This is a genomic window from Streptomyces endocoffeicus (assembly GCF_016741935.1).
In the GTDB taxonomy this organism is placed as follows: Bacteria; Actinomycetota; Actinomycetes; order Streptomycetales; family Streptomycetaceae; genus Streptomyces; species Streptomyces endocoffeicus.
On sequence record NZ_JAERRG010000012.1, the window covers coordinates 184,416 to 205,935 of the forward strand.

At 72.7% G+C, this 21,520-nt stretch carries 22 protein-coding genes; 12 read left to right on the forward strand and 10 right to left on the reverse strand.

All coding sequences use genetic code 11. The annotated features are described in order from the left end of the window. The first annotated feature begins 48 nt into the window (after nucleotides 1-48). Complete coding sequence (locus JK364_RS28155; RefSeq protein ID WP_201854122.1) at nucleotides 49-2,406, forward strand: serine/threonine-protein kinase; 2,358 nt, start codon at nucleotides 49-51, stop codon at nucleotides 2,404-2,406. A 39-nt stretch (nucleotides 2,407-2,445) separates the two neighbouring features. On the opposite strand, the gene JK364_RS28160 is transcribed toward JK364_RS28155, so the two are convergent. Next, the gene (locus JK364_RS28160; RefSeq protein WP_201854123.1) at nucleotides 2,446-3,465 is read right to left on the reverse strand and encodes a hemolysin family protein; all 1,020 of its coding nucleotides are present in this window, start codon (nucleotides 3,463-3,465) and stop codon (nucleotides 2,446-2,448) included. Further along, nucleotides 3,462-4,829 (reverse strand): hemolysin family protein, encoded by a 1,368-nt coding sequence (locus JK364_RS28165; protein ID WP_307841401.1) that lies wholly within the window; start codon nucleotides 4,827-4,829, stop codon nucleotides 3,462-3,464. Before JK364_RS28165 ends, JK364_RS28160 begins: the two co-directional genes overlap by 4 nt. A gap of 313 nt (nucleotides 4,830-5,142) precedes the next feature. On the opposite strand from JK364_RS28165, the gene JK364_RS28170 reads away from it, so the two are divergent. The 4 genes from JK364_RS28170 (at nucleotide 5,143) to JK364_RS28185 (ending at nucleotide 8,118) form a co-directional block, all read left to right on the forward strand. Next, nucleotides 5,143-5,895 (forward strand): hypothetical protein, encoded by a 753-nt coding sequence (locus JK364_RS28170; RefSeq protein ID WP_307841402.1) that lies wholly within the window; start codon nucleotides 5,143-5,145, stop codon nucleotides 5,893-5,895. Between the two features lie 117 nt (nucleotides 5,896-6,012). Beyond that, nucleotides 6,013-6,264, forward strand: a complete 252-nt coding sequence (locus tag JK364_RS28175) for an NfeD C-terminal domain-containing protein (protein ID WP_044572350.1) — start codon at nucleotides 6,013-6,015, stop codon at nucleotides 6,262-6,264. Between the two features lie 11 nt (nucleotides 6,265-6,275). After that, entirely contained in the window at nucleotides 6,276-7,424 is a 1,149-nt protein-coding gene (locus JK364_RS28180; RefSeq protein WP_201854124.1) for an SPFH domain-containing protein, read from the forward strand. 262 nt (nucleotides 7,425-7,686) lie between these two features. After that, nucleotides 7,687-8,118 (forward strand): NUDIX hydrolase, encoded by a 432-nt coding sequence (locus tag JK364_RS28185; protein WP_201854125.1) that lies wholly within the window; start codon nucleotides 7,687-7,689, stop codon nucleotides 8,116-8,118. 40 nt (nucleotides 8,119-8,158) lie between these two features. Here the strand turns inward: JK364_RS28185 and JK364_RS28190 are convergent, their stop codons facing one another. Continuing rightward, nucleotides 8,159-9,058 (reverse strand): LysR family transcriptional regulator, encoded by a 900-nt coding sequence (locus tag JK364_RS28190; RefSeq protein WP_201854126.1) that lies wholly within the window; start codon nucleotides 9,056-9,058, stop codon nucleotides 8,159-8,161. Nucleotides 9,059-9,164: 106 nt separating this feature from the next. Between JK364_RS28190 and JK364_RS28195 the strand changes: the two genes are divergently transcribed. Next, nucleotides 9,165-10,172 (forward strand): PhzF family phenazine biosynthesis isomerase, encoded by a 1,008-nt coding sequence (locus JK364_RS28195; RefSeq protein ID WP_201854127.1) that lies wholly within the window; start codon nucleotides 9,165-9,167, stop codon nucleotides 10,170-10,172. A gap of 70 nt (nucleotides 10,173-10,242) precedes the next feature. Next, complete coding sequence (locus JK364_RS28200; RefSeq protein ID WP_201854128.1) at nucleotides 10,243-11,256, forward strand: zinc-dependent alcohol dehydrogenase family protein; 1,014 nt, start codon at nucleotides 10,243-10,245, stop codon at nucleotides 11,254-11,256. 21 nt (nucleotides 11,257-11,277) lie between these two features. Here the strand turns inward: JK364_RS28200 and JK364_RS28205 are convergent, their stop codons facing one another. After that, nucleotides 11,278-11,814 (reverse strand): MarR family winged helix-turn-helix transcriptional regulator, encoded by a 537-nt coding sequence (locus JK364_RS28205; RefSeq protein ID WP_201854129.1) that lies wholly within the window; start codon nucleotides 11,812-11,814, stop codon nucleotides 11,278-11,280. 207 nt (nucleotides 11,815-12,021) lie between these two features. Between JK364_RS28205 and JK364_RS28210 the strand changes: the two genes are divergently transcribed. Beyond that, a complete protein-coding gene (locus JK364_RS28210) occupies nucleotides 12,022-13,092 on the forward strand; it encodes an alkene reductase (RefSeq protein WP_201854130.1) in 1,071 nt (356 codons plus the stop codon). A 26-nt stretch (nucleotides 13,093-13,118) separates the two neighbouring features. On the opposite strand, the gene JK364_RS28215 is transcribed toward JK364_RS28210, so the two are convergent. Then, on the reverse strand, nucleotides 13,119-13,889 hold the full coding sequence (locus JK364_RS28215; protein ID WP_201854131.1) for a hypothetical protein: 771 nt from the start codon (nucleotides 13,887-13,889) through the stop codon (nucleotides 13,119-13,121). A gap of 91 nt (nucleotides 13,890-13,980) precedes the next feature. Between JK364_RS28215 and JK364_RS28220 the strand changes: the two genes are divergently transcribed. From JK364_RS28220 to JK364_RS28235, 4 genes are all read left to right on the forward strand, one after another. Beyond that, on the forward strand, nucleotides 13,981-14,619 hold the full coding sequence (locus tag JK364_RS28220) for an HAD family hydrolase (RefSeq protein ID WP_201854132.1): 639 nt from the start codon (nucleotides 13,981-13,983) through the stop codon (nucleotides 14,617-14,619). A gap of 70 nt (nucleotides 14,620-14,689) precedes the next feature. Then, nucleotides 14,690-15,862 (forward strand): helix-turn-helix domain-containing protein, encoded by a 1,173-nt coding sequence (locus JK364_RS28225; protein WP_201854133.1) that lies wholly within the window; start codon nucleotides 14,690-14,692, stop codon nucleotides 15,860-15,862. A gap of 93 nt (nucleotides 15,863-15,955) precedes the next feature. After that, entirely contained in the window at nucleotides 15,956-16,387 is a 432-nt protein-coding gene (locus JK364_RS28230) for a hypothetical protein (protein WP_230992603.1), read from the forward strand. Beyond that, entirely contained in the window at nucleotides 16,384-16,623 is a 240-nt protein-coding gene (locus JK364_RS28235; RefSeq protein WP_307841403.1) for a hypothetical protein, read from the forward strand. Before JK364_RS28230 ends, JK364_RS28235 begins: the two co-directional genes overlap by 4 nt. 16 nt (nucleotides 16,624-16,639) lie before the next feature. Here JK364_RS28235 and JK364_RS28240 read toward each other — a convergent pair whose 3' ends face one another. The 5 genes from JK364_RS28240 to JK364_RS28260 form a co-directional block, all read right to left on the reverse strand. Then, nucleotides 16,640-17,743 carry an ABC transporter ATP-binding protein gene (locus tag JK364_RS28240; RefSeq protein WP_201854134.1) on the reverse strand — a complete coding sequence of 368 codons (1,104 nt, stop codon included), beginning with the start codon at nucleotides 17,741-17,743 and terminating at the stop codon, nucleotides 16,640-16,642. Next, a complete protein-coding gene (locus JK364_RS28245) occupies nucleotides 17,740-18,567 on the reverse strand; it encodes an ABC transporter permease (RefSeq protein ID WP_230992644.1) in 828 nt (275 codons plus the stop codon). The genes JK364_RS28240 and JK364_RS28245 overlap by 4 nt, the downstream gene beginning before the upstream one ends. A 71-nt stretch (nucleotides 18,568-18,638) precedes the next feature. Beyond that, nucleotides 18,639-19,490, reverse strand: coding sequence for a molybdate ABC transporter substrate-binding protein (gene modA, locus JK364_RS28250; protein WP_201854136.1), 852 nt, complete (start codon nucleotides 19,488-19,490; stop codon nucleotides 18,639-18,641). 65 nt (nucleotides 19,491-19,555) lie between these two features. After that, entirely contained in the window at nucleotides 19,556-19,945 is a 390-nt protein-coding gene (locus tag JK364_RS28255; RefSeq protein ID WP_166484036.1) for a TOBE domain-containing protein, read from the reverse strand. A 120-nt stretch (nucleotides 19,946-20,065) separates the two neighbouring features. Then, nucleotides 20,066-21,514 carry an FAD/NAD(P)-dependent oxidoreductase gene (locus JK364_RS28260; protein ID WP_201854137.1) on the reverse strand — a complete coding sequence of 483 codons (1,449 nt, stop codon included), beginning with the start codon at nucleotides 21,512-21,514 and terminating at the stop codon, nucleotides 20,066-20,068. Nucleotides 21,515-21,520: the final 6 nt, after the last annotated feature.

Sequence of the window (21,520 nt, forward strand, 5' to 3'; positions counted from 1 at the left end):
AGACGCGGAAAAAACAGCGCGGGAGAGGCGCGGGAGAGGGGATCGGCGATGCCGCTGGCCACCGGGGATCCGGAATCCATAGGCGGCTACGCCCTGCTCGACCGGCTCGGGGCGGGCGGCATGGGCGTCGTGTACCTCGGGCGTGCGGCCTCGGGGCGGCAGGTCGCGATCAAGCTGGTCCATGAGCAGTACGCGCAGGACGAGGAGTTCCGCACCCGCTTCCGGCAGGAGGTCGCGGCGGCGCGCCGGGTGAGCGGGGCGTTCACCGCCCCCGTCGTGGACGCCGATCCGGAGGCCGACCGGCCGTGGATGGCCACCCTGTACGTACCGGGGCAGACCCTCTCCGAGGTCGTCCGGAGGAACGGCCCCTTGAGCGGGCGGGAGTTGCGGACGCTCGGCCTCGGGCTGGTCGAGGCGCTGCGCGACATCCACCGGGCCGGGGTGGTGCACCGGGACCTCAAGCCCGCCAACATCCTGATGGCCGAGGACGGTCCGCGCGTCATCGACTTCGGCATCTCCCGCGCCGTCGACAGCCAGACGCTCACCGTCACCATCGGGCGGGTGCTCGGCACCCCGCCGTTCATGTCGCCGGAGCAGCTGCGCAGTCCGCGCGGCGTCACGGGGGCGTCGGACGTCTTCTCGCTGGGCTCGCTGCTGGTGTACGCGGCGCGGGGCAGCAGCCCGTTCGAGTCGGACAGCCCCTATCTGTCGGGCTACCAGGTGATGTACGAGCATCCGACGCTGGAAGGGGTCCCGGAACCGCTGCGGCCCATCGCCGAGCGCTGTCTGGCCAAGGAGCCGGAGGCCCGGCCGGTCCTGGACGAGCTGCATCGCATGCTGCGCGAGCTGTCGGACTTCCCGGCGGCTTCCCCGTCGGCGGCCGATGGCTCCGTAACGGTCGACGGGCATGGGGCGGTCGGCAGCCCCGGGGCGGCCCACGGCCCGGCGACGCCCCACGGCCCGGCGACGCCCGCCTTCGGCCCTCCTCCAGCCTCCCCGGCCCCGGGCCCGGTCCCATCCCCGGTCCCGGCCTCGGTCCCATCCCCCGCCCCGGCCCACGACCCCCAGCCCCCCGCGTCCCGGCGGACCGTGCCGAAGCGAGGCGCCCGGCGGCGGCTCGTCGTCACCACCGCCGGGGTGGCCCTGACCGTCACCGGGCTGATCGTCGCCGCGGCGGTCTTCGCCCCGGACGGGACGGGCTCGTCGGGCGACGACGCGTCCGCCACCACCGACGCCGCGCACTCCCAGCAGCCCGCCTCGCTTCCCAAGGGCTGGCAGCCATGGCGGACGGATCTGCGGGTCGGGACCGAGGGGCCGCCCCTCGTCTACGACGAGCCCGGATGTGTCCCGGAGGACGGCCGGACCCTGTACTGCGGCGGCAGCGGGTTCACGGTCGCCAGGGTCGACGCCGGCACCGGCCGCGTCCAGTGGCGATGGGGCACCCGCCCCCAGCTGGCGCGGCCCATCGGGGTGCGGGACGGGATCGTCTACACCTACCGGGAGGCGGAGGGGGACGGCGGGCGGCTTGTGGTGGCACTGGACGCCGCCACCAAGAAGCAGCGGTGGGAGCGGAGCATCAGCGGCTCCGCCTCGGTGCGCATCTTCCCCGGCGGGGTGCTGACGCTGTCGGCGGATGGCCGGGAGCTCGTCGCCTACGGGCCATCGGGTGCGCGGCTGTGGCAGTCGCCCGCGCTCGAGGGGAGGTTCTGCGAGCCGACGGTGCTGGGCGGCGCACCGTACGCCCTGTGCGCGCCCAGCGGCTCCGACGGCCTGGCCGCCGAGGGCCCGTACGACCTGCTGCGGCTCGACCCCTCCGACGGCACGCGGCGCACGCTCACCACCCTCCCGGCGAAGACGCTGACCCTGGGCGCGGTCCAGGGCAAGCCGCTGTTCCTGATCCCGCAGACCGCGAAGGAGGTCTACGACTCGGGGTACGAGCGCCCGTACAAGGCCATGGTGCGGGTGGATCCGCGCACCGGCGAGACCACGCGGATCCCGCTGAAGCGCCCCGTGCTCGGCAGGCCGACCCTGCTGCACGGCACCGTCTACTTCGTCCGTCCCAACGGCACGGTCACCGCGGTGGCGGCGGACAGCGGCCGGGAGCTGTGGCAGCGGGCGACGGAAACGGAGAGCCTGTCCGAGCCGGTGCTGTCCCGGCGGTACGGGCAGCTGTACTTCGCCAACCGCTTCGGCCGTCTGCTGGCGCTGGCCGTGGACGACGGCAAGGAGGCGTGGCGTACGGCCGCGCTGAACGACCCCGGGACCGCGGCGCAGGACGCGGAGCCGAGGGTCGTGCTCGTCAAGGACGCGATCGTGGCGACGGCCGGGGACACGGCGTTCTCCGTACGGCCGGACCGTCCGTCGGTTCATCCGTCGGTTCATCCGTCGGCCCGGCCGTCGTCCTGAGCGGCGCGGTGTGACACCCCCGGCCGCGCCGCTGCGCCGCTACGCCGGGGTGGCCGGGCCCACGAGTTCGTCCAGGACGTCCGTCATCGTGACGAAGCCCAGGACCGTGCCGGTGTCGGCCGTCACGGCGGCCAGGTGGGCGCCGGTGGCGCGCATGGTGGTGAGGGTGTCGTCCAGCGGGGTGTCGGCGCGCACGCGGGGCACGGTGTGGACGGCGGTGCGGGGGAAGGGGCGGTCCCGGTCGGCGATGCCGAGGGTGTCCTTGATGTGCAGATAGCCCAGGATGGCGCCGCCGGGTCCGGTGACCGGGAGGCGGGAGCAGCCGGAGGCGGCCGCCGTGCGTTCCAGTCGGTCGGGGGTGACGCGGTGGTCGACGGTGACCATCTCGTCGAGGGGGACGAGGATGTCGCCGACCCGCCGGGTGCCCAGTTCCAGGGCGTCGCGCAGCCGCTCGCCACCGGACTTGTCCAGCAGCCCGGCCTCGCTGGAGTCCCGTACCAGCCGGATGAGTTCGGCGTCGGTGAAGACCGACTCGACCTCGTCCTTGGGCTCGACCTTCAGCAGCCGCAGCAGCGCGTTGGCGAAGGCGTTGACGCCGAAGACGACGGGGCGCAGGAGGCGGGTGAGGGCCACCAGCGGCGGGCCGAGGAGGAGCGCGGTGCGCTCGGGCGCGGCGAGGGCGATGTTCTTGGGGACCATCTCGCCGACGAGCATGTGGAGATACGTGGCCGCCGTGAGCGCGATGACGAACGCGATCGGATGCACCAGGGCCTCGGGGACGTGAACGGCGTCGAAGCCGGGCTCCAGCAGATGGGCGATGGCCGGTTCGGCGACCGCGCCCAGCACCAGGGAGGAGATGGTGATGCCGAGCTGGGCGGTGGCCATCAGCGCGGACAGGTGCTCCAGCGCCCACAGCACACCGCGCGCCCGCTTCTCCCCCGCCTGGGCACGCGGTTCGATCTGGCTGCGGCGCACGGAGATCAGGGCGAATTCGGCGCCGACGAAGAAGGCGTTGGTGAGGAGGGTGAGGGCACCGATGGTGAGTTGGACGACGGTCATCGGGCGGCCTCGGGGTGCTCAGTGGTCTGGACGGCCTCGGCGGGCTGGGCGGGCTCGGCGGGCTCAGTGGCCTCGGCGGCCTTCGTGATCCGTACGCGGTCGGCGCGGTGGTGGTCCACCTTCAGGACCGTGAGCTGCCAGCCGTCGTCCGTCTCGAAGGTGTCCCCGGCCGCCGGGATCCGCCCCAGGGCCGTGGCCAGCAGGCCCGCCACGGTTTCGTACGGGCCCTCGGGGGCGGTCAGGCCGATGCCGGTGAGCTCGTCCAGCCGTACGCCGCCGTCCGTCTCCCAGGCGCCGGGGCCGAGAGGCACCAGGCCGGGGGTCTCGTCGGTGTCGTGTTCGTCGCGGACGTCGCCGACGATCTCCTCGACGATGTCCTCCAGGGTGGCGATGCCCGCGGTGCCCCCGTACTCGTCGATGACGACGGCCATGGTGTGCGCACGGCGCAGCCGGTCCAGCAGCCGGTCCACCGGGAGGCTGTCGGGCACCAGGAGCGGGGGCGTGGCCAGGTCGGTGACGGGGGTGGTGGCGCGGCGGGCGGCGTCCAGGGCGAGGACGTCGCGGATGTGCACGGTGCCGACCACCTCGTCCAGGGTGTCGCGGTAGACGGGGAAGCGGGACCGCCCGGTGGCCAGGGTGAGGTTGGCCGCGTCGGCGGCGGTGGCGTGGGCCTCCAGCGCCTGGACGTCCACGCGCGGGGTCATCACGTTCTCGGCGGTGAGCTCGCCCAGGTGGAGCGTACGGACGAACAGCTCGGCCGCGTCCTGCTCCAGCGCGCCCGCGGCGGCCGAGTGGCGGGCCAGCGCGACCAGCTCGTCCGGCGTACGGGCCGAGGCCAGCTCCTCGGCGGGCTCCAGGCCCATGCGGCGCACCAGGCGGTTGGCCGTGTTGTTGAGGTGGTGGATCAGCGGGGCGAAGGCGGCGGTGAAGGCGCGCTGCGGGGAGGCGACCGCCTTGGCCACGTGCAGGGGCCGGGAGATGGCCCAGTTCTTGGGCACCAGCTCCCCGGCGACCATCAGCACCACCGTGGAGACGGCCACGCCCAGCACCACGGCGGTCGTCGACGCCGCGCCCTCGGGCAGGCCGAGCGCGGTGAGCGGGGTTTCGAGGAGGACGGCCAGCGAGGGCTCGGCGAGCATGCCGATCACCAGGGAGGTGACGGTGATGCCCAGCTGGGCCCCGGAAAGCTGGAACGTCAGCCGGCGCACCGCCGTGAGCGCGCTGTCGGCCCCGCGCTCACCGGCCTCGGCGGCGCGCTCCAGGGCGCCACGCTCGACGGTGGTGAGGGAGAACTCGGCGGCCACGAAGAGGGCGCAGGCGAGGGTGAGGGCCAGCGCGAGGAGAAGCAGCAGGATCTCGGTCACCGTGCCAATCCCGTCTGCCCGGTAAGGGGGGCTCCGCTGAGGTGCGGGCGGGGTATGGCACGGGTGGTACTGGGAGGTTCGCCCATTGCGGGTCCGGTGCTCCTTACGTCGCTGGGAAAGTGCTGGGAGGGCGCTAGTAGGTCAAGTGTCCCCACACTCATAGTAAAGGTACAGTAAAGGGACGCGCCCGTCGGGCGACCGCTGCGGCCCGCGCCGGAATCGGCTCCGCGTAACCTGCGGCTTTCCCGTGTCTGCCTGATTGGCCCCGGGGTTGCCTGTCGTCGGCACAGGTTTATCGGCAATACTTCCGGCCGTGGAGCAGAGCACTGGACCGATCATCCCGCCCATGCACACCGCCGGGACGGATCCGGGGTACATCCCCGGCCTGACGTCCCCGCGCCCTGCCGATAAGGAGGAGGACGCCCCGGACAAGGCAGCGGCGGAACAGCCGCCGGAGGAAGTCACCGCCGAGGACGAGCCGGAGCTCGACGAGGAAGAGGGCGTCGAGGCCGAGGCGGAGTCCGACGGCGAAGCCGACGCGTCGAAGGACGTCGTCGCGTCCGACGGGGAAGCGGACGACGACGAGAAGGAGGACGCGGACGAGGACGAGGACACGGACGGCGGGGCCGTCTTCGAGGTGTCCGACCGGCGCGGTGCGATACGAGCCGGGCGCCGCGGGGTCACATTCGAACTCGACGGCGAGAAGGCCGAGTTCGGGTGGGACGAGATCGGCGCGGTGGAGGTCGACACCCCGCGGTTCGGCAAGCGCTTCGGGATCACCGTCTATACGACCAACCGGCGCTGGTACACCGCCGATGTCGAGGCACCGGCCCGCAAGCTCCTCAAGGAGTGGACGGCGGAGCTGGACGCGGTCCTCGACGCGTATTTCGAGGACTCGGAGGACGGCGGGGCCGAGGCGGAAGCCGAGAGCAAGGCCGACGCGGACACCGGCGGCGACGCGGACACCGACACCGGCACCGACACCGACACCGACACCGACACGAAAAGCGACACCGGCACGAAGAGCGACACGAAGAGCGACGACGCCAAGGACGCCACCTCGTAGCGGCCGCCCCCGCGGGTGGCGGTTCACCCGATCCCCGCTGCGCACAACCGTATCCGGCGCCGGGAAAACGGTCTAACGTCGGATTTCAGCAGCGGAACTACGGGGGGCGGCTGCCGCATGACACCGGATGATCCTGTGATCGGTCGCACCGGGGTGCTGCTTCTCGGCACCCGTGGTGCCAGTGGTCCCGGCGAGGTCCTGGTGCGCGTCAGAGGCGGCTCGGAGACGTTCCTCGCCTGGTCCTCCGACCCGCTGCCGCAAGGCGCGTCCGTCCTCGTGATCGACTTCCGCGGCTCCCGCCAGGTCGACGTCATCGAGTGGACCGATCCATTGAACGCGTCGTCCGGCGGGGCCGGCGGCGCCGGTTGAGGAGACGAAGGATGTTCGGTTACCGCGTGCCCGCACCCGACCAGGCGATGCTGATCTCGGGTGGCAGGCGTGGACAAGGGGGTGCGCCGTTTCGCGTGGTGACCGGGCACGGCAAGTTCGTGCTCCCGGTCTTCCGCAAGGTCCGCTTCCTGACCCTGGCGATGTGTGAGGCCGAGGTCGCGGAGAAGTGCGTCAGCCGGCAGGGCATCACGCTGACGGTGCGCGCGGTGATCGCGTTCAAGGTGGGCAATGACACCGAGTCCATCGTCAACGCGGGGCAGCGGTTCCTCTCCGACCAGGAGCAGATGGCGGTGCTGACGGGGCGGATCTTCGCGGGTCATCTGCGGGCCATCATCGGCTCGATGACGGTCGAGGAGCTCATCACCGAGCGGCAGAAGCTGGCCACCGAGGTGCTGGACACCTCCAAGGCGGAGATGGCGAAGATCGGTCTGATCGTGGACTCGTTGCAGATCCAGTCGATCGACGACGGCGACACCGGCTATATCGACGCGATGTCCGCCCCGCACAAGGCCGCCATCCAGCGGCAGGCCCAGATCGCCCAGGCGCAGGCCAGCCAGGCGTCGGCCGAGGCGGAGCAGGAGGCGGCGCGCAACCAGGCCGAGTACGCGCGGCAGACGGCGGTGGTGCAGGCCCAGTACAACGCCGAGGTGGACCGCGCCCAGGCGCAGGCCGCCCAGGCCGGACCGCTGGCGGAGGCGCACGCACAGCAGGAGGTGCTGTCCGCGCGCACGGAGTTGGCCCAGCGGGCGGCCGATCTGCGGCAGCAGCAGCTGGTGGCCGAGATCGTGAAGCCGGCGGAGGCGGAGGCCGAGCGGATCCGGGTGGTGGCGCTGGCCGAGGCGGAGCGGATGAGGATCCAGGCCGAGGCGGCGGCCTCACACGGCCGGGTAGCGCTCGACCGCATGCTGATCGACCAACTGCCGCAGATCGTCAAGGAGGCCGCCTCCGGGCTCTCCGGGGCGAACGTCAACGTCCTCAACGGGGCGGACGGGCTGGGCGAGATCGCGGCGGGCCTGGTCGGCCAGGGGCTGACCATCCTGGACGCGGTACGGCGCAACATGGGTGCCCCGGGCGCGGAGGGCGAGGCCAAGCCGAAGCGGCGGGGCGGGGCGGACGACGGCGCGGTCGAGGTTCGTTAGGGGGTGTCCGGCGGGTTGTGACGCCTGCGGCGGGCTCTTTCCCCTCCCCGCCCCTTCCCACAACTGGGGCTCCGCCCCAGACCCCGGACGCCCTTCGGGCGTGTCCTCAATCTCCCCCAGCTACCGCTGGGAGGTGCCCCCTGGACGGGCTGCATTCAGCCCGTCCGGCGATTGAGGACACGGGACACCCCTTAGGCGCCCCGGTCCCATCCGGGCGTTGCTACCGTGAGAAACCCCAGCCAGCCGAGAGGGCCGAGGAAACGTGACCACTGACCGCCCGCACCGCGTCAGCGTCGCCGGAGTCATCGTGGACGAGCGCGGCCGGGCGCTGCTGATCAAGCGGCGCGACGGCAGCACCTGGGAGCCGCCGGGCGGTGCGCTCGACCCCGACGCCACCATCCCGGACGCCCTGCAGCGCGAGATCCTCGAGGAGACGGGCGTCAAGATCGCGCTTCCGGCCGCGCTCACCGGGGTCTACAAGGACATGACCGACCTCACCGTCTCCCTCGTCTTCCGCTGCGAGGCCCTCGACGGCACCCCCGCCACCGGCCCCCGCACCCGCGCCTGGCGCTGGGCCACCCGCGCCGAGGTCCCCGATCTCGCCGACGAGGCGTACGCCGTGCGCGTCCTGGACGCCCTCGACACCGCCACCCCACCGGCGATCCGTGCCCACGACGGCGTCACGCTGGTCTGACGTACGGCCCGCCTCGTCCGGCGGTCGTCTGACGTACGGCTCACGCGGCCAGCAGCCGCGTCAGCTCGTCCGCCACCGCCCGCGCCGCCGGGCTGGTCCAGCGGCGGCGGTGGCGGGTGAGCTGGACGGGGACCGGGGGGATGGCCGGGCCGTGGACCTCGGCGAGGTAGCCCTCGGCGAGTTGGCGTTCCACCGTGGCGCGGGGGAGCAGCGTCAGGCCGAGGCCCGCGGCGACGCAGGCGCGGGCGGCCTCGATGCTGCCGAAGCGGGTGAGGCGCGGTGCCGGGCCGGGGAGGGTGAGGAGGGTGCGGACGAGGTGGTCGCTGTAGGAGCAGCCCTGTTCATGGACGAAGAAGCTCTGCCCGGCCAGTTCGTCCCAGCCCGCCTCGCGTCCGGCCAGCGGGTGGCCGGGGGCGGCGACGTAGACGAGGGGTTCGCGGGCGATGGGGCGGGCCACCAGGTCGGCGTCGGCCACGTCCTGTTCGAGGAGGAGGACGAGGTCGAGGCGTCCCGTACGCAGCCCCTCGACGGCCGCCGCGCTGCCCGCGGGGTGGAGGTGGACGTCGATACCGGGGTGGCTGCGGCGCAGCGAGGCGATCACGCGGGGGAGGTGCGAGGCGCACAGCGACTCGCCCGCGCCGAGGGCCACCGGGCCCTCCACCGCGCCGTCCGCACCGTCGCCGTTTCCGGCCGCCGCCACCGTGCGCAGCCGGGCCTCGGCGTCCAGGACCTCCTCGGCCTCCGTCAGCAATCGGCGTCCGGCGCTGGTCGGCAGGGCGCCTGAGGGCAGCCGGTCGAAGAGGCGGGTGCCCAGTTCCCGTTCCAGGGTGCGTATCTGGACGGTGACGGTGGACTGGGCGAGATGGAGCTCGGTGGCGGTCGCCGTGAAGCTGCCGGTTCTCGCCAGCGCCGCGAACGTCTTCAGGAGTCGTGTGTCCACGAGAGTCAGGATAGGGGCCCCGACCTGCTCTCATTGGGTTTCTCGATCGACTCCAGCGAAAGGAATCGTTGGACGCGATACCGGGGGCGGTGGAACCGTGGACGGCATGACCGCACCCACCGGACCCACCGCGTCCGCCACCACGTCCGCCACCGCGTTCGCCACATCCACGACGCCCACCGCGTCCACCGCGCCCACGACGCCCAACGCCTCCACCGCCGCCACCCCGGATGTCGACGTACTGCACTACTCCGCCTTCACCACCCGCCCCGACGGCGGCAATCCCGCCGGAGTGGTCCTCGACGCCGCGGCCGTCGCGGACGACGACGCGGCCATGACCGCCATCGCCGCGCGGGTCGGCTACTCGGAGACCGCGTTCATCACCGAACGGGACGAGACCGCGCGCCGCTACCGGCTGCGGTACTTCAGCCCGCTCGCCGAGGTCGCGTTCTGCGGACACGCCACCATCGCCACGGCCGTGGCCCTCGCCGAGCGTGACGGCCCGGGTGAGCTGGTCTTCGACACGGCCTCGGGCGAGATCCGCGTCGCTACCACGGCCGACGGCGACGGGCCGCCCCGCGCCACGCTCACCAGCGTTCCCACCCGCTCGCGCCCCGCCGACCCGGACACGGAGCTCGAGCCGACGCTGGCGGCGCTGGGCTGGTCCGCGGACGACCTGGACCCGGCCCTGCCCCCGCATGTCGCCTTCGCGGGCAACGACCACCTCGTCCTCGCCGCCGCCACCCGCGAGCGACTGGCGGACCTCGACTACGACTTCGACGCGCTCGATGCGGTGATGCGGCGGCGCGGCTGGACGACGGTGCATCTGGTGTGGCGTGAGCCCGCGGACGGCTCTGCCGAGAGCATGGCCTTCCACGCCCGCGATCCGTTCCCCGTCGGCGGGGTGGTCGAGGACCCGGCCACCGGCGCCGCGGCCGCCGCCTTCGGCGGCTATCTGCGGGTACTCGGCCTGGTCGGCGGCCGGACCAGGATCCGTATCCGCCAGGGCGAGGACATGGGCCGCCCCAGCGACCTCCTGCTCGACATCACGCCCGACGACCCCCGGGCGCGGGTCAGCGGCCAGGCCGTCCCGATCCCGCGGAACGGGCGATGAACGATCCCGCGGACCGCGTGAGAAGAGGACCGCGTGAGAAGAGGAACCGTACGAGAAGAGGAACGGTGTGATGAAGACGCGCTACTACCACCTGCCGCGCCTCACCGGCGTGGACGCCCTCCGGCTGGACGAGCGCGACGTGCCCGCCCCCGGACCGCGTGAGGTGCTGGTCCGGATGCGGGCCTGGTCGCTCAACTACCGGGACCTGATGATCGCGTCGGACACGTACGGACGTGCGCTGAAGCCCGATGTCGTACCGCTGTCCGACGGCGCGGGCGAGGTCGTGGACGCCGGTTCCGAGGTCACCCGGTGGCGGGAGGGCGACCGGGTCGCCGGGATCTTCATGCCCGGCTGGCTCTCCGGGCCGCCCGCCGCGCGGAAGACGGCGGGCGCGCTGGGCGGCCCGGCGGACGGGGTACTCGCGGAGTACGTCCTCTTCGACCAGGAGGCCCTGGTCGCCGCCCCCGCGCAGCTGGACTTCGCCGAGACCGCGACGCTGCCGTGCGCCGCGATGACCGCGTGGCACGCGGTGGCGGTCACCGGTGGGCTCGCCCCCGGCCAGACGGTGCTGACCCTGGGCAGCGGTGGAGTGTCGCTGTTCGCCCTGCAGTTCGCCGCCCTCGGTGGGGCGAGGGTGCTCGCCACCTCCAGCGACGACACCAAACTGGAGCGACTGCGCTCGCTCGGCGCCACCGACGGCGTCAACTACGCCCGCACCCCCGACTGGGGCCGCGTGGTGGCCGAGGCGACCGGCGGCGGTGTCGACCACGTCGTGGAGGTGGGCGGCGCGGGCACCCTGCCGCAGTCGCTGGAGGCCGTGCGCGTCGGCGGGCGGATCAGCCTCATCGGCGTACTGTCCCGGGACGGCGGGGCCGACCCGTCCGCCGTACTGCTCAAGGGCGTCACGCTGCAGGGGATGTTCGTGGGCAGCCGGGAGATGTTCGAGCAGATGAACCGCGCGATCGAGCACCACCGGCTGCGCCCCGTCGTCGACCGCGCCTTCCCGTTCGCCGAGGCGCCCGCCGCGTACCGGTACTTCGCGGGGCGGGGGCACTTCGGGAAGGTGGTCATCACGAACGATTGACGGCGCCCTCAAAAGCTGGTGTCAGCGCTTCGTCTCCGCCGCCCCCGCGGAGTCGGTCACGGCCTGGGCGAGGTTGCCCTCCAGGCGCTCCAGGGTGCGTAGGGCCGCGGCGCTCTCGTCGTCGGAGAGGCCCGCCGTCGACATGTCCTCGAGCCGGCTCCAGATCCGCTCGACCTCGTGGCGCAGGGCTTGGCTGGCCACCGTGGGTTCGACGATCGTCGCGCGCTTGTCGGTGGGCGAGGGGCTGCGGCGGACGAAACCCGCCTGCTCCAGGCGCCGGACGGTGCGGGTCATGGTGGCGGCGTCGGAGTCCAGCAGCCGCACCAGGTCGGTCTGCCGCTGCGGGCCGAGCTCCCACAGATGCATCATGACCAGCTCCTGGCCCGGATGCAGGCCGATGCGGCGCAGCAGCTGTCCCGCGAGCATGCGGTGCAGCCGGACCAGGCGGAAGATCGCGTGGCTGACCGGCCCGCCGCCGGCCGCGGCGGGCACCGGGACGGTGGCCTCCCGCCCCGTCACCGAGGGCCCCTTCCGGGCCTCCGGCGTGGAGTGCGTCATCTCATCCTCACTTTCCTGCTTGGGCAGGGTAAGTCTACCTTCTGAGCGGCACTCCCGCCCGCCCTTTCATGTATTGATCCCCATACGCCCAGGTAAAAGCATGTAACCCACATCACATTCACCTCCAGGAATGGCTCCGCCCCATTTACTTGTTCGGCTAGGTGATTTACTTGTTCGGACAGGCATCACCCATCCCAAGGAGGAGCCATGACCACCCCCTTCGATCCGATCGTCCTGGGCGGCAAGCACCTGGCCAACCGCGTCGCGATGGCGCCGATGACCCGCAGCCGCGCCTTCGGGCCCGGCGCGGAGCCGACGGAGCTGATGGCGACGTACTACGCGCAGCGGGCCGGCGCCGGGCTGATCGTCACCGAAGGCATCCAGCCCTCGCCGGTCGGCCAGGGCTACCCCGACACCCCCGGACTGCACACCCCCGGGCAGGTGCGGGCGTGGCGAGCGGTGACCGACGCCGTGCACCGGGAAGGCGGCGTGATCTTCGCGCAGCTGATGCACACCGGGCGGGTCGGACACCCGAGCCTGCTGCCCGACGGGCTGGTGCCGGTGGGGCCTTCGGCGGTGGCCGCCGACGGCCAGGTCTTCACCCATGAGGGGCCGAAGGACTTCGTGACGCCGAGGGAACTGAGCGAGGCGGACATCCGGCAGACGATCGCCGACTTCGCCGAGGCGGCCCGCAACGCGGTCGAGGCCGGGTTCGACGGAGTGGAGATCCACGGCGCGAACGGCTATCTGATCCACCAGTTCCTCGCGCCCAACTCCAATCTGCGCGCGGATGGCTGGGGCGGCGACACCGAGGGCCGGATCCGCTTGGCCGTCGAGGTCGCCACCGCCGTGGCCGAGGCGATCGGCAGTCACCGGGTCGGTCTGCGGATCTCGCCCGGGAACCCGTACAACGACATCGCCGAGGACGCCCCGGACGAGGTCTACCTCGCCCTGCTGGACCGGCTCGCCGGTCTGGACCTGGCCTATCTCCACCTGCTGGAGGGGCCGAACCGGGATCTGACTCCGCGGCTGCGGAAGTCGTGGCCGGGCGCGTTCATCATCAACCCGTTCACGCACCCCGACGCCACCGGGCCCGAGGCGCTGAAGCTGATCGAGGACGGAACCGCGGACATGGTCGCGTACGGGGCGCTGTTCCTGGCCAACCCCGACCTGCCGCGGCGACTGGCCGCCGGTGGCCCGTTCAACACCCCCGACACGGCCACGTTCTACGGCGGCGACCACCGGGGCTACACCGACTACCCGTCCCTCACCGCCTGATCGACGCCTCCAGCAGGCAAGGGCCGTTACGGAAGCCCGTGCAGCTTGGCGATCAGCCGCCGCAGCAGGGCCACCCGGTCACTGCCGCGCGGCCGGCAGTCCTCCAGGCGCCGGACGACCCCCCGCGGCACGTCCTCGACCCCGACGGCGTCCACGACCTTGTCGAGCGCGTGGATGCCCCAGTACTGGCTGAAGGCGAGCGGCTCCTTCACGACGGCGTCCGTAAGGGCGGCCAGCGCGTCCGCGTCCGGCACCGCGTAGAGCCGCGCGTACGCGGCCAGCCGCAGACCGCCGTCCGGCGAGGTGAGCCAGCCGCCCAGGTCGGGGTCGGCGAGCCGCTGGGTGGCGCGCACCAGCCGGGCGAAGATGCCGTTCATACGCTGCGTACGGGCGGACCCGCTGGACATCGACGTACGGACCTCGAGGTATTCGGCGGCCAGCCGGCGCACATCCGTGAGCGCCGTCGCGCCGTCGGCCTCGGGTCCGTCGTCGCCGCTCCCCACGAGGGCGGCGTCGGCGATCCGCTCGGCGGCCTCGATGCGCCGCTCGACCGCCTCCTTGAACTCCAGGCGCACCCCGCCCGGCAGTTCGATGCTGTTGAGCAGATCGCGCAACCAGGGCACGACGGCGACCACCAGGAGCGCCACGGTGACGTTGTCTATCTTCAGATCCGGCGCCAGCACATGGGTGACGGCCACCGCGATGGCCACACAGCTCACCACGGACGCGACGATGACCCGCCGCCTCCCGGCCCGCCCCGAATACCCCTCGCCCGCTCCGGGCTCCCCCTGCCTCATGTGGCCCAGCATGCCCCAACCGAGGCGGGATCAGGCAGGTGGGGATGCCGGAGCCCGCTCTCGTCACCTCACCGTGTTTTACGCTGCCCGCATGCTTCGCGCAGTGGTCTTCGATGTCGGCGAGACCCTGATCCGGGATGACCGCGGATGGGCCGCATGGGCCGACTGGCTGAACGTTCCCCGCCACACCCTCTCCGCGCTCGTCGGCGCGGTCGTCGCTCAGGGCCACGACAACGCCGAAGCCCTGCGGCTCATCCGGCCGGACATCGACATCGCCGCCGAGCGAGCCGCGATGGAGGCCGCAGGAGCGGGTGAGCGACTGGACGAAGCCGATCTCTACCCGGATGTGCGTCCAGCCCTCGCGGCCCTCCGTGAGGAGGGGCTCCGCGTCGTCATCGCGGGCAACCAGACCGCGTACGTCGGCGAGTTGCTACGCGAGCTCGACCTCCCGGTTGACGAGATCGCCACATCGGGAGAGTGGGGAGTGGCCAAACCCGACCCCCGCTTCTTCGCCCGCGTCCTGGACCTCACCGGCACCGCGCCCGACAAGACGGTGTACGTGGGGGACCACCCCGCGAACGACGTCCGCCCGGCAAAGGTGGCGGGACTGCGCGTCGCGCATCTGCGCCGTGGGCCGTGGGGCCATCTGTGGTCCGGCACCGCTGAGGCAGCCGCCGCCGACTGGCAGATCGACTCGCTGCACGATCTCGTGCGGCTCACCGCCGGATGACGCAAGCGGCCCCGCCGCCGCAAGGCCGCTCGCTACCGTTCGGAGTGGACGCGCCGAACGGAGCACCGGTATGCCCACCAATCTCGGTAAGCGTGTGGCCTATCAGCGCCGCATCGCTCGCATGACACAGCAAGAGCTGGCGGACGCCGCCGACGTGCACATCGGCACCCTGCGAAAGATCGAACGCAACGCCCGGGGCGCCAGCGACAACGTGGTGGAGGCCCTCGCTGCTGCTCTCGGTGTCGATCCGTCCCTCTTGTTGGGCAGCCGAGACCGGACCGACGCCCGCGTCCACTCCGCGATGCCGTCCTTGTCGGCCGTCATCGCGGCATACGAAGTGCCGGACGACGGGCCGGTGCGGCAACTCAGCGAGTTGGCCGCAGCAGTGGATGAGGCAGTGACCTGGCGTCTGGCCTCCCAGTACGTCCGGATCGCAGGCTACTTACCCTCGCTCATCGGGGAGCTGATGCGCGCCTTCCACCTCGCTTCGGCGGAAGAGAAGCCCGAGACCGCCACCCTGCTCGTCGCCGCCCTCCGAACCGCTGACGCTGTGGCGTACAAGTACGGTGCCCGAGACCTGTCCGCCCGTTTGGTCGACCTGATGCGCTGGGCAGCGCCGCACACCGACGACCCGCTGCTGGACGCCACCGTTGCGTACGTTCGCACCGAGACCTTCTTCGCCGCCCGCGCGTTCGCTCCTGGTCTGCGCGCACTGGAGGCGGCGTTGGACCGCGCGCCCACCAGTGATGACGACGCGGCGATGGCCGCCCGAGGTGCCTTGCACATGCGCGCCGCTGTCATCGCCGGGCGCGCCGGTCTCGTGCAAGCCGCCGACCAGCACCTTGCGGAGGCTCGGCGCCTGGGGGACGCAGTGCCTGAAAACGTCTATCAGGGCACGGCGTTCGGGCCGGACAGCGTACGCGTCCATGAAGTGTCCGTTGCCGTCAGCCTCGGTGGTGACCATGTGCGTCGTGCCCTCGACGTGGCCAACGATTGGGCCCCGCCGCGAAGCCTTCCCGCCGAGCGCCGCAGCGGGTTCTACATCGAGGTGGCCCGTGCGCAATTGTGGTCAGGGCTGACCAGCGATGCTTTCGAGTCGCTCAAGGCCGCGCGCCACATCGCTCCGCAGCACACCCGTGATCACCCGTGGGTGCGAGAGGACGCCGCAACGCTACGCCGCCTGCGGCGCGGAGATGCCGAGAGCTTGAGCAATTTCGCGGAGTGGTGTCACGCGGGAGAGTGACCCCGGCTGACCCTCTCCGGGTCACTTGTCGCCCTTGCAGCGGAGAACCATCTACCTGTCCACACCAATCAGGCAGATGGGACAGCACCAGTCATGGCAGCCGACTCTCTCAAGTCCGAACCATGGGCGCCGCCCGGCGGCGCCGACGTGCGGATGGTCCAAGTCGGTCCGCACTGGGACGCCGTGCGGGCTCCCGAGGCGCTCGGTGAGCGGGCACTGGGGTTACTCGGTGGGGCGACCGGTGCCGTCATCGCCGACTACAACCTCATGTACTGGCTCATCCGCCCGGGGGCAGCGCAGCACTGGCAACGGATCCGGCAGGTGCAGACGCTCGGTACGGGGCGCGTCGAGACCTCGTACATCGGGGTTCCCTCCATCGACCGGACCAGCGGGCCGTATCTGCATTGGCGTGTCCCGCTCGGGCCGGGGCGATACCTCACGGACGCCAACCGGCTCCGCGAGGCGCTGGTCCGGGCGGTCGTCGCCGAGCTCGGGATCGAGATCGGGGAGGAGGACGAACGGTGACCGACGGTCGGCCGGTCGCCCAGCAGTCGCTCGCGGCGGCGCGGGGCATCGAGATGCCGGATCCGGACACGCTGACCGGGCCCCAGCTGGAGGGCTGGCACTGCGCGCTGTGCGGGCGGCGGCTGCTCGCGGATCAGTTCCTCGGGTCGGTCGAGTGGACCTGCGGCAGCAGTACGCGGGAGGTCGAGCTGTGGGTGTGTCGGCCACTCTGCGGGGAGGGCTCCGATAGCGCGTAGGTGTGCTGGGGCCAGGTCACGCCGGGTATGCGTGGGTCTGGGTGGCCTTCAGGGTGGCCCAGACGGGGCGGCCCGGGTGGAGGGAAAGTTCGGCTACCGCCGCCGTCGTGAGGTCGGCCAGGAGGGGGAGTTCGCCGGTGAGGTCGACGCGGATCTGGTCGCCGTGGGACTCCATACCGGCCACTTCCAGCCGCCACAGGTTGCGCGCGCTGGAGTCGGGGCGGTCGCGGTGGAGGGTGACCGCGGCGGGTGGGAAGGCGACGAAGACCGGGCCGGTGAGGTCTTCGGTGGTGGTGATGGTGGTGGTGCCGCCGTCGAGCGTCACGGTGTGGCCGTCCGCGCGGCCCTGGTAGAGGTTGAGGCCGACGAGGCTGGCGATGTAGTCGGTGCGGGGGCGGCGGGAGATGTCCGCCGGGGCGCCCTCCTGGACGATACGGCCGTCCTCCACGACCACGAGCCGGTCGGCGAGCACCATCGCGTCCAGCGGGTCATGGGTGACCAGGACGGCCACCGCCTCGAAGTCGGCCAGATGGCGGCGGAGTCCGGAGCGCACGTCGAGGCGGGTACGGGCGTCCAGCGCGGCCAGTGGCTCGTCCAGGAGCAGCAGCCGGGGGCGGGTGGCCAGGGCGCGGGCGAGGGCGACCCGCTGGGCCTGCCCGCCGGACAGGGCGCGGGGTCTGGCGCCCGCGCGGTCGGTCAGGCCCATGCGGTCCAGCCAGTCGGCCGCCTGCGCGCGGGCCTCCGCCTTCGGCACCCCGTGGCAGCGCGGGCCGAACGCCACGTTGTCCAGCGCGGTGAGGTGCGGGAAGAGCAGATAGTCCTGGAAGACGACGCCGACCGGGCGGTGTTCGGGCGGCGTCCGCAGCCGATGCGACGGCTCCTCCAGGGTCCGGCCGTCCAGCCGCAGCGCGCCCTCGGTGAGCGGGGTGAGCCCGGCCAGGGCGCGCAGCGCGGTCGTCTTGCCCGCGCCGTTCGGCCCGAGCAGCGCGACCACCTCGCCGGGCGCGGCGGTCAGCCGCAGGTCGAGCCGGAAGCCGCCCCGGTCGACGACGAGCCGGGCGTCGAGGCCGTCGGTGTGCGGCGCGGCCTTCTCGGTGGGTGAGGTGTCCGTGTTGGTCATGAGGCGGCCATCCAGCGGTCGCGCAGCCCGGCCAGGACCGCGATGGAGACGGCGAGGAGGACGAGGCTGAGCGCGATCGCGGCGGCCGGGTCGCTCTGGAGCGCGAGATAGACCGACAACGGCATCGTCTGCGTACGGCCGGGGAAGTTGCCCGCGAAGGTGATCGTGGCGCCGAACTCGCCCAGCGCCCGCGCCCAGGCCAGCACCGCGCCCGCGGCCACGCCGGGCGCGACCATCGGCAGGGTGACGCGCCGGAACGCGGTGAAGCGCGAGGCGCCGAGGGTGGTGGCGGCCTCCTCGTAGCGCGGATCGGCGGCCCGCAGCGTGCCCTCGACACTGATCACGAGGAACGGCATCGCCACGAACGCCTCCGCGACCACCACCCCCGCCGTGGTGAACGGCAGGGTCACGCCGAACGCCGAGTCCAGCCAGCGGCCCACGATTCCGTTACGGCCCAGCGCGAGCAGCAGCGCCACGCCGCCGACCACCGGCGGCAGCACCAGCGGCAGGGTCACCAGGGCGCGCAGCAGCCGACGGCCGGGGAAGCGGGCGCGGGCCAGCAGCCAGGCCAGGGGTACGCCCAGGACCAGCGCCACGGCGGTGGCGGCGGTCGCGGTGATCAGCGAGAGGCGCAGCGCCTGCCACACCGCGACGCTGGTCAGCTGGTCGGGCAGGCTCCGCCAGGGCGCGCGGACCAGCAGCGCGACCAGCGGAAGCACCAGGAAGACCAGGCCGGCGAGGGCGGGCAGCAGCAGCGGCAGCGGGACGCTGCCCGCGCGGCGGCGGGGGGTGCCGGGGCGTCGTCGCCGTGTGCCGCTGCCCAGAACCTCCGTGGGGCCGGTTGGCCCCGCTGGTTCGGCCCCGGCCCCCGGCCTGGCCCCGGCGTTCCGCTCCGTCACGGCTTGAGGAAACCGGCCTGGCCGAGCACCTTCTGGCCCTGTGCGGACTTCACCAGGTCGATGAAGGCCGTGGCCGCCTCCGCGTTCTGGGTGTTCTTCAGCAGGGCGATCGGATAGTCGTTGATGGCCTGCTTCGACTCGGGGAACTCCACCCCCGCGACCTTGCCGCCCGCCGCCTTCACATCGGTCTTGTAGACGACGGAGGCGTCGACCTCCTTCAACTGCACCTTGGTCAGCGCGCCCTTGACGTCCTGCTCGTACGAGACCGGGGTGAGCTTCAGCTTGGCCGCGTCCAGCGCCTTCTGGGCCGCCGAGCCGCACGGCACCTCCTTGGCGCACAGCGCGACCTTCAACCCGGAGTGAGTGAGGTCCTTGAGCGTCTTGATCTTCTTCGGGTTGCCCGGGAGGGTCGCGATCTCGAGCTGGTTGCGGACGAAGGTGGCCGGGGTGCCCTTCGCGTCCTTGGCATCGGTGACGGTCTTCATGGTCTTCGGGCTCGCGGCGGCGAAGACATCGGCGGGCGCGCCGGAGGTGATGCTGGCCGCGAGGGCGTCGCTGCCGCCGAAGTTGAAGGAGACCTTGGTGCCGGGGTGCTCCTTCTCGAAGGTCTTGCCCAGTGCGGTGAAGCTCTCCTTCAGCGAGGCCGCCGCGAACACGGTCACCGTGCCGGACAGCTTCTCGGAGGAGGAACCGGAGCTGGACTTCTTGGAGGAGTCACCGGAGTCGTCGGAGTCACCGGAGGAGCAGGCGGTGAGCGCCACGGCGGCGAGCGCGAAGCCACCCACCACACGGAGCGTCCAACGGGGTCGGGGTCGGGATCCGGAACCTGATACGGAACGGGTCGTCATGGGGTGTGTCTCTCCCTCTCTGCGACTGCTGCGGCTGCTGCCTGTGCCGCCCTCGACGCGCGTGTTCACGGCGTTTCCACGACCACGTTGGTCGACTTGATCACGGCGACGGCCGGAACGCCCGGCTCCAGCTTCAGCTCCTCCGCCGACTCCCGGCTGATCATGGACACCACGCGGAACGGGCCCGCCTGGATCTCCACCTGCGCGGACACATCGCCGAGGATCACCTCGGTGACGATCCCCGAGAAGCGATTGCGGGCCGAGGAGCCGGGGTGGTCGCGGTCCGTGCCGCTGGCGACCTCGCGGGCGAACGCGGCGAGCGCCGGGCCCGGGATGATCCGGCGCCCCTGCTCGTCCCGTTCGGCGGTCAGCCGTCCGCTGTCGACCCAGCGCCGCAAGGTGTCGACGCTGACCCCCATCAGGGCCGCGGCCTCACCGATCCGGTACGTATGCATCCGCCGATGGTAGCGCCGCATCTGCGAGCCAGTACATGGCGATCAGGTGGTATCCGTCCAACGATTTGGGCACGGGGGCTGGCATCTGCGCAGGCTGCCGGTGGCGAGGGCTCGCGGAGGCTAGGGCTCCTCGTCCGCGTCGTCCGCCGACTCGCCCAGCTCCGCCGACTCGTCCATCCCCGCCAGTTCCCCCAGCGTCACCGGCGCCGCGAACGGCCGTGCCGAGAGCGGCCGCAGATCCTCCGCCGTGGCCGGGCGGCCGGTCAGCGACGCGGTGACGGCGGCGACCGCGAAACCGCAGATCCGCCCCTGGCACCAGCCCATCCCCGGGCGGGCCAGGAGCTTCATGGTGCGGGGCTCCTCGGCGCCGAGGTCGGTACGGGCGCGGCACAGCTCCCCGTAGGTGACCTCCTCGCAGCGGCAGACCACCGTGCGTTCGGTCAGCCGGTCGGTCCACCCATCGGGCACGGGGTACGTGCGGTGCAGCGCGGCGGCGAAGGCCCGGCCCTGGCGGATCGCGGTGCGCAGCCGCCGTACGGCGCGCGGATCCACCGGCAGTCCGTGGGCCGCCGCCAGCGACAGGGCGGCCAGCCGTCCCTCGGCGACGGCCGGCGCGGCGCCGCCCACGCCCGTGGTCTCCCCCGCGGCCAGGACGTCCGGGACGGTGGTGCGCTGACGGGCGTCGACCACGGCGACGAGGGAGCCGTCGAGGTCGCGGCGGGTGGCGGCGCCGACCATCAGGGGCAGTTCGAGGGCGGGGGTGAAACCCCAGCCCAGCGCCACCAGATCGGCCTCCAGCACCTCGCCGCCGTCGAGCCGCACCCCGCGCACCCGGTCCTCGCCCAGGATCTCGGTCACCGTGGCCCGGGTCCGGTACGGGATGCGGTGGCGGGCCATCAGCGCCGCGTACCGCACCGCCTCGGCGGACTTGGCGGGCGCCCGCACCGCCCCGTCCAGGTGGCGCAGCCAGCCATGCGCCGGGTTGGCCTCGCATACGGCGAGGACCCGCACCCCCGCCTGCGCCAGGCCCGTCGCCACCGGCAGCAGGAACGGGCCCGTGCCCGCGACCACCGCGCGCCGACCCGCCACCGCCCGATGCCCCTTCAGCAGCGCCTGGACGCCTCCGGCCGCCATTACCCCGGGCAGCTCCCAGCCGGGGAGCGGCAGTTGGCGGTCGTACGCACCGCAGCAGAGCACCAGCGAGCGGGCCCGCACCCGGTCCCGCTCGACGGGGGCCGTGTCGTACGGACCGTTCAGGCGCAGGGTGAACGGCCCGGAGTCCGGGCGGGGGCGGTCGATCAGCCAGACCTGGTGGCCGGGGAGGTAGTGGAGACGGCCGAGGCGGCGCTGGTAGTGCAGCCGGGCGCGGAGGCGGGCGAAGAGCCGCCCGTGGTGGTGGGCAGGGGGTGTGGAGTGCTCGTCATGGCGCCAGTACTGGCCGCCGGGCAGGCGCCCGGCGTCGATGAGCACCACCTCCAGGCCCGCCTCGGCGGCCCCGACGGCGGCGGCGAGCCCGGCGGGGCCCGCGCCCACGACGGCCACGTCGTACGTCGGCGCTACGTCATACATCGGCCG

What these genes read in the sequence shown, in the direction of transcription:
- JK364_RS28240 (WP_201854134.1), bottom strand. Translation starts at nt 17,743, where the DNA reads ATGACCAACACGGACACCTCACCCACCGAGAAGGCCGCGCCGCACACC.
- JK364_RS28225 (WP_201854133.1), top strand. Translation starts at nt 14,690, where the DNA reads ATGCCCACCAATCTCGGTAAGCGTGTGGCCTATCAGCGCCGCATCGCT.
- JK364_RS28200 (WP_201854128.1), top strand. Translation starts at nt 10,243, where the DNA reads ATGAAGACGCGCTACTACCACCTGCCGCGCCTCACCGGCGTGGACGCC.
- JK364_RS28260 (WP_201854137.1), bottom strand. Translation starts at nt 21,514, where the DNA reads ATGTATGACGTAGCGCCGACGTACGACGTGGCCGTCGTGGGCGCGGGC.
- JK364_RS28155 (WP_201854122.1), top strand. Translation starts at nt 49, where the DNA reads ATGCCGCTGGCCACCGGGGATCCGGAATCCATAGGCGGCTACGCCCTG.
- JK364_RS28160 (WP_201854123.1), bottom strand. Translation starts at nt 3,465, where the DNA reads ATGACCGTCGTCCAACTCACCATCGGTGCCCTCACCCTCCTCACCAAC.
- JK364_RS28175 (WP_044572350.1), top strand. Translation starts at nt 6,013, where the DNA reads ATGACACCGGATGATCCTGTGATCGGTCGCACCGGGGTGCTGCTTCTC.
- JK364_RS28230 (WP_230992603.1), top strand. Translation starts at nt 15,956, where the DNA reads ATGGCAGCCGACTCTCTCAAGTCCGAACCATGGGCGCCGCCCGGCGGC.
- modA (WP_201854136.1), bottom strand. Translation starts at nt 19,490, where the DNA reads ATGACGACCCGTTCCGTATCAGGTTCCGGATCCCGACCCCGACCCCGT.
- JK364_RS28205 (WP_201854129.1), bottom strand. Translation starts at nt 11,814, where the DNA reads ATGACGCACTCCACGCCGGAGGCCCGGAAGGGGCCCTCGGTGACGGGG.
- JK364_RS28220 (WP_201854132.1), top strand. Translation starts at nt 13,981, where the DNA reads ATGCTTCGCGCAGTGGTCTTCGATGTCGGCGAGACCCTGATCCGGGAT.
- JK364_RS28255 (WP_166484036.1), bottom strand. Translation starts at nt 19,945, where the DNA reads ATGCATACGTACCGGATCGGTGAGGCCGCGGCCCTGATGGGGGTCAGC.
- JK364_RS28210 (WP_201854130.1), top strand. Translation starts at nt 12,022, where the DNA reads ATGACCACCCCCTTCGATCCGATCGTCCTGGGCGGCAAGCACCTGGCC.
- JK364_RS28180 (WP_201854124.1), top strand. Translation starts at nt 6,276, where the DNA reads ATGTTCGGTTACCGCGTGCCCGCACCCGACCAGGCGATGCTGATCTCG.
- JK364_RS28215 (WP_201854131.1), bottom strand. Translation starts at nt 13,889, where the DNA reads ATGAGGCAGGGGGAGCCCGGAGCGGGCGAGGGGTATTCGGGGCGGGCC.
- JK364_RS28195 (WP_201854127.1), top strand. Translation starts at nt 9,165, where the DNA reads ATGACCGCACCCACCGGACCCACCGCGTCCGCCACCACGTCCGCCACC.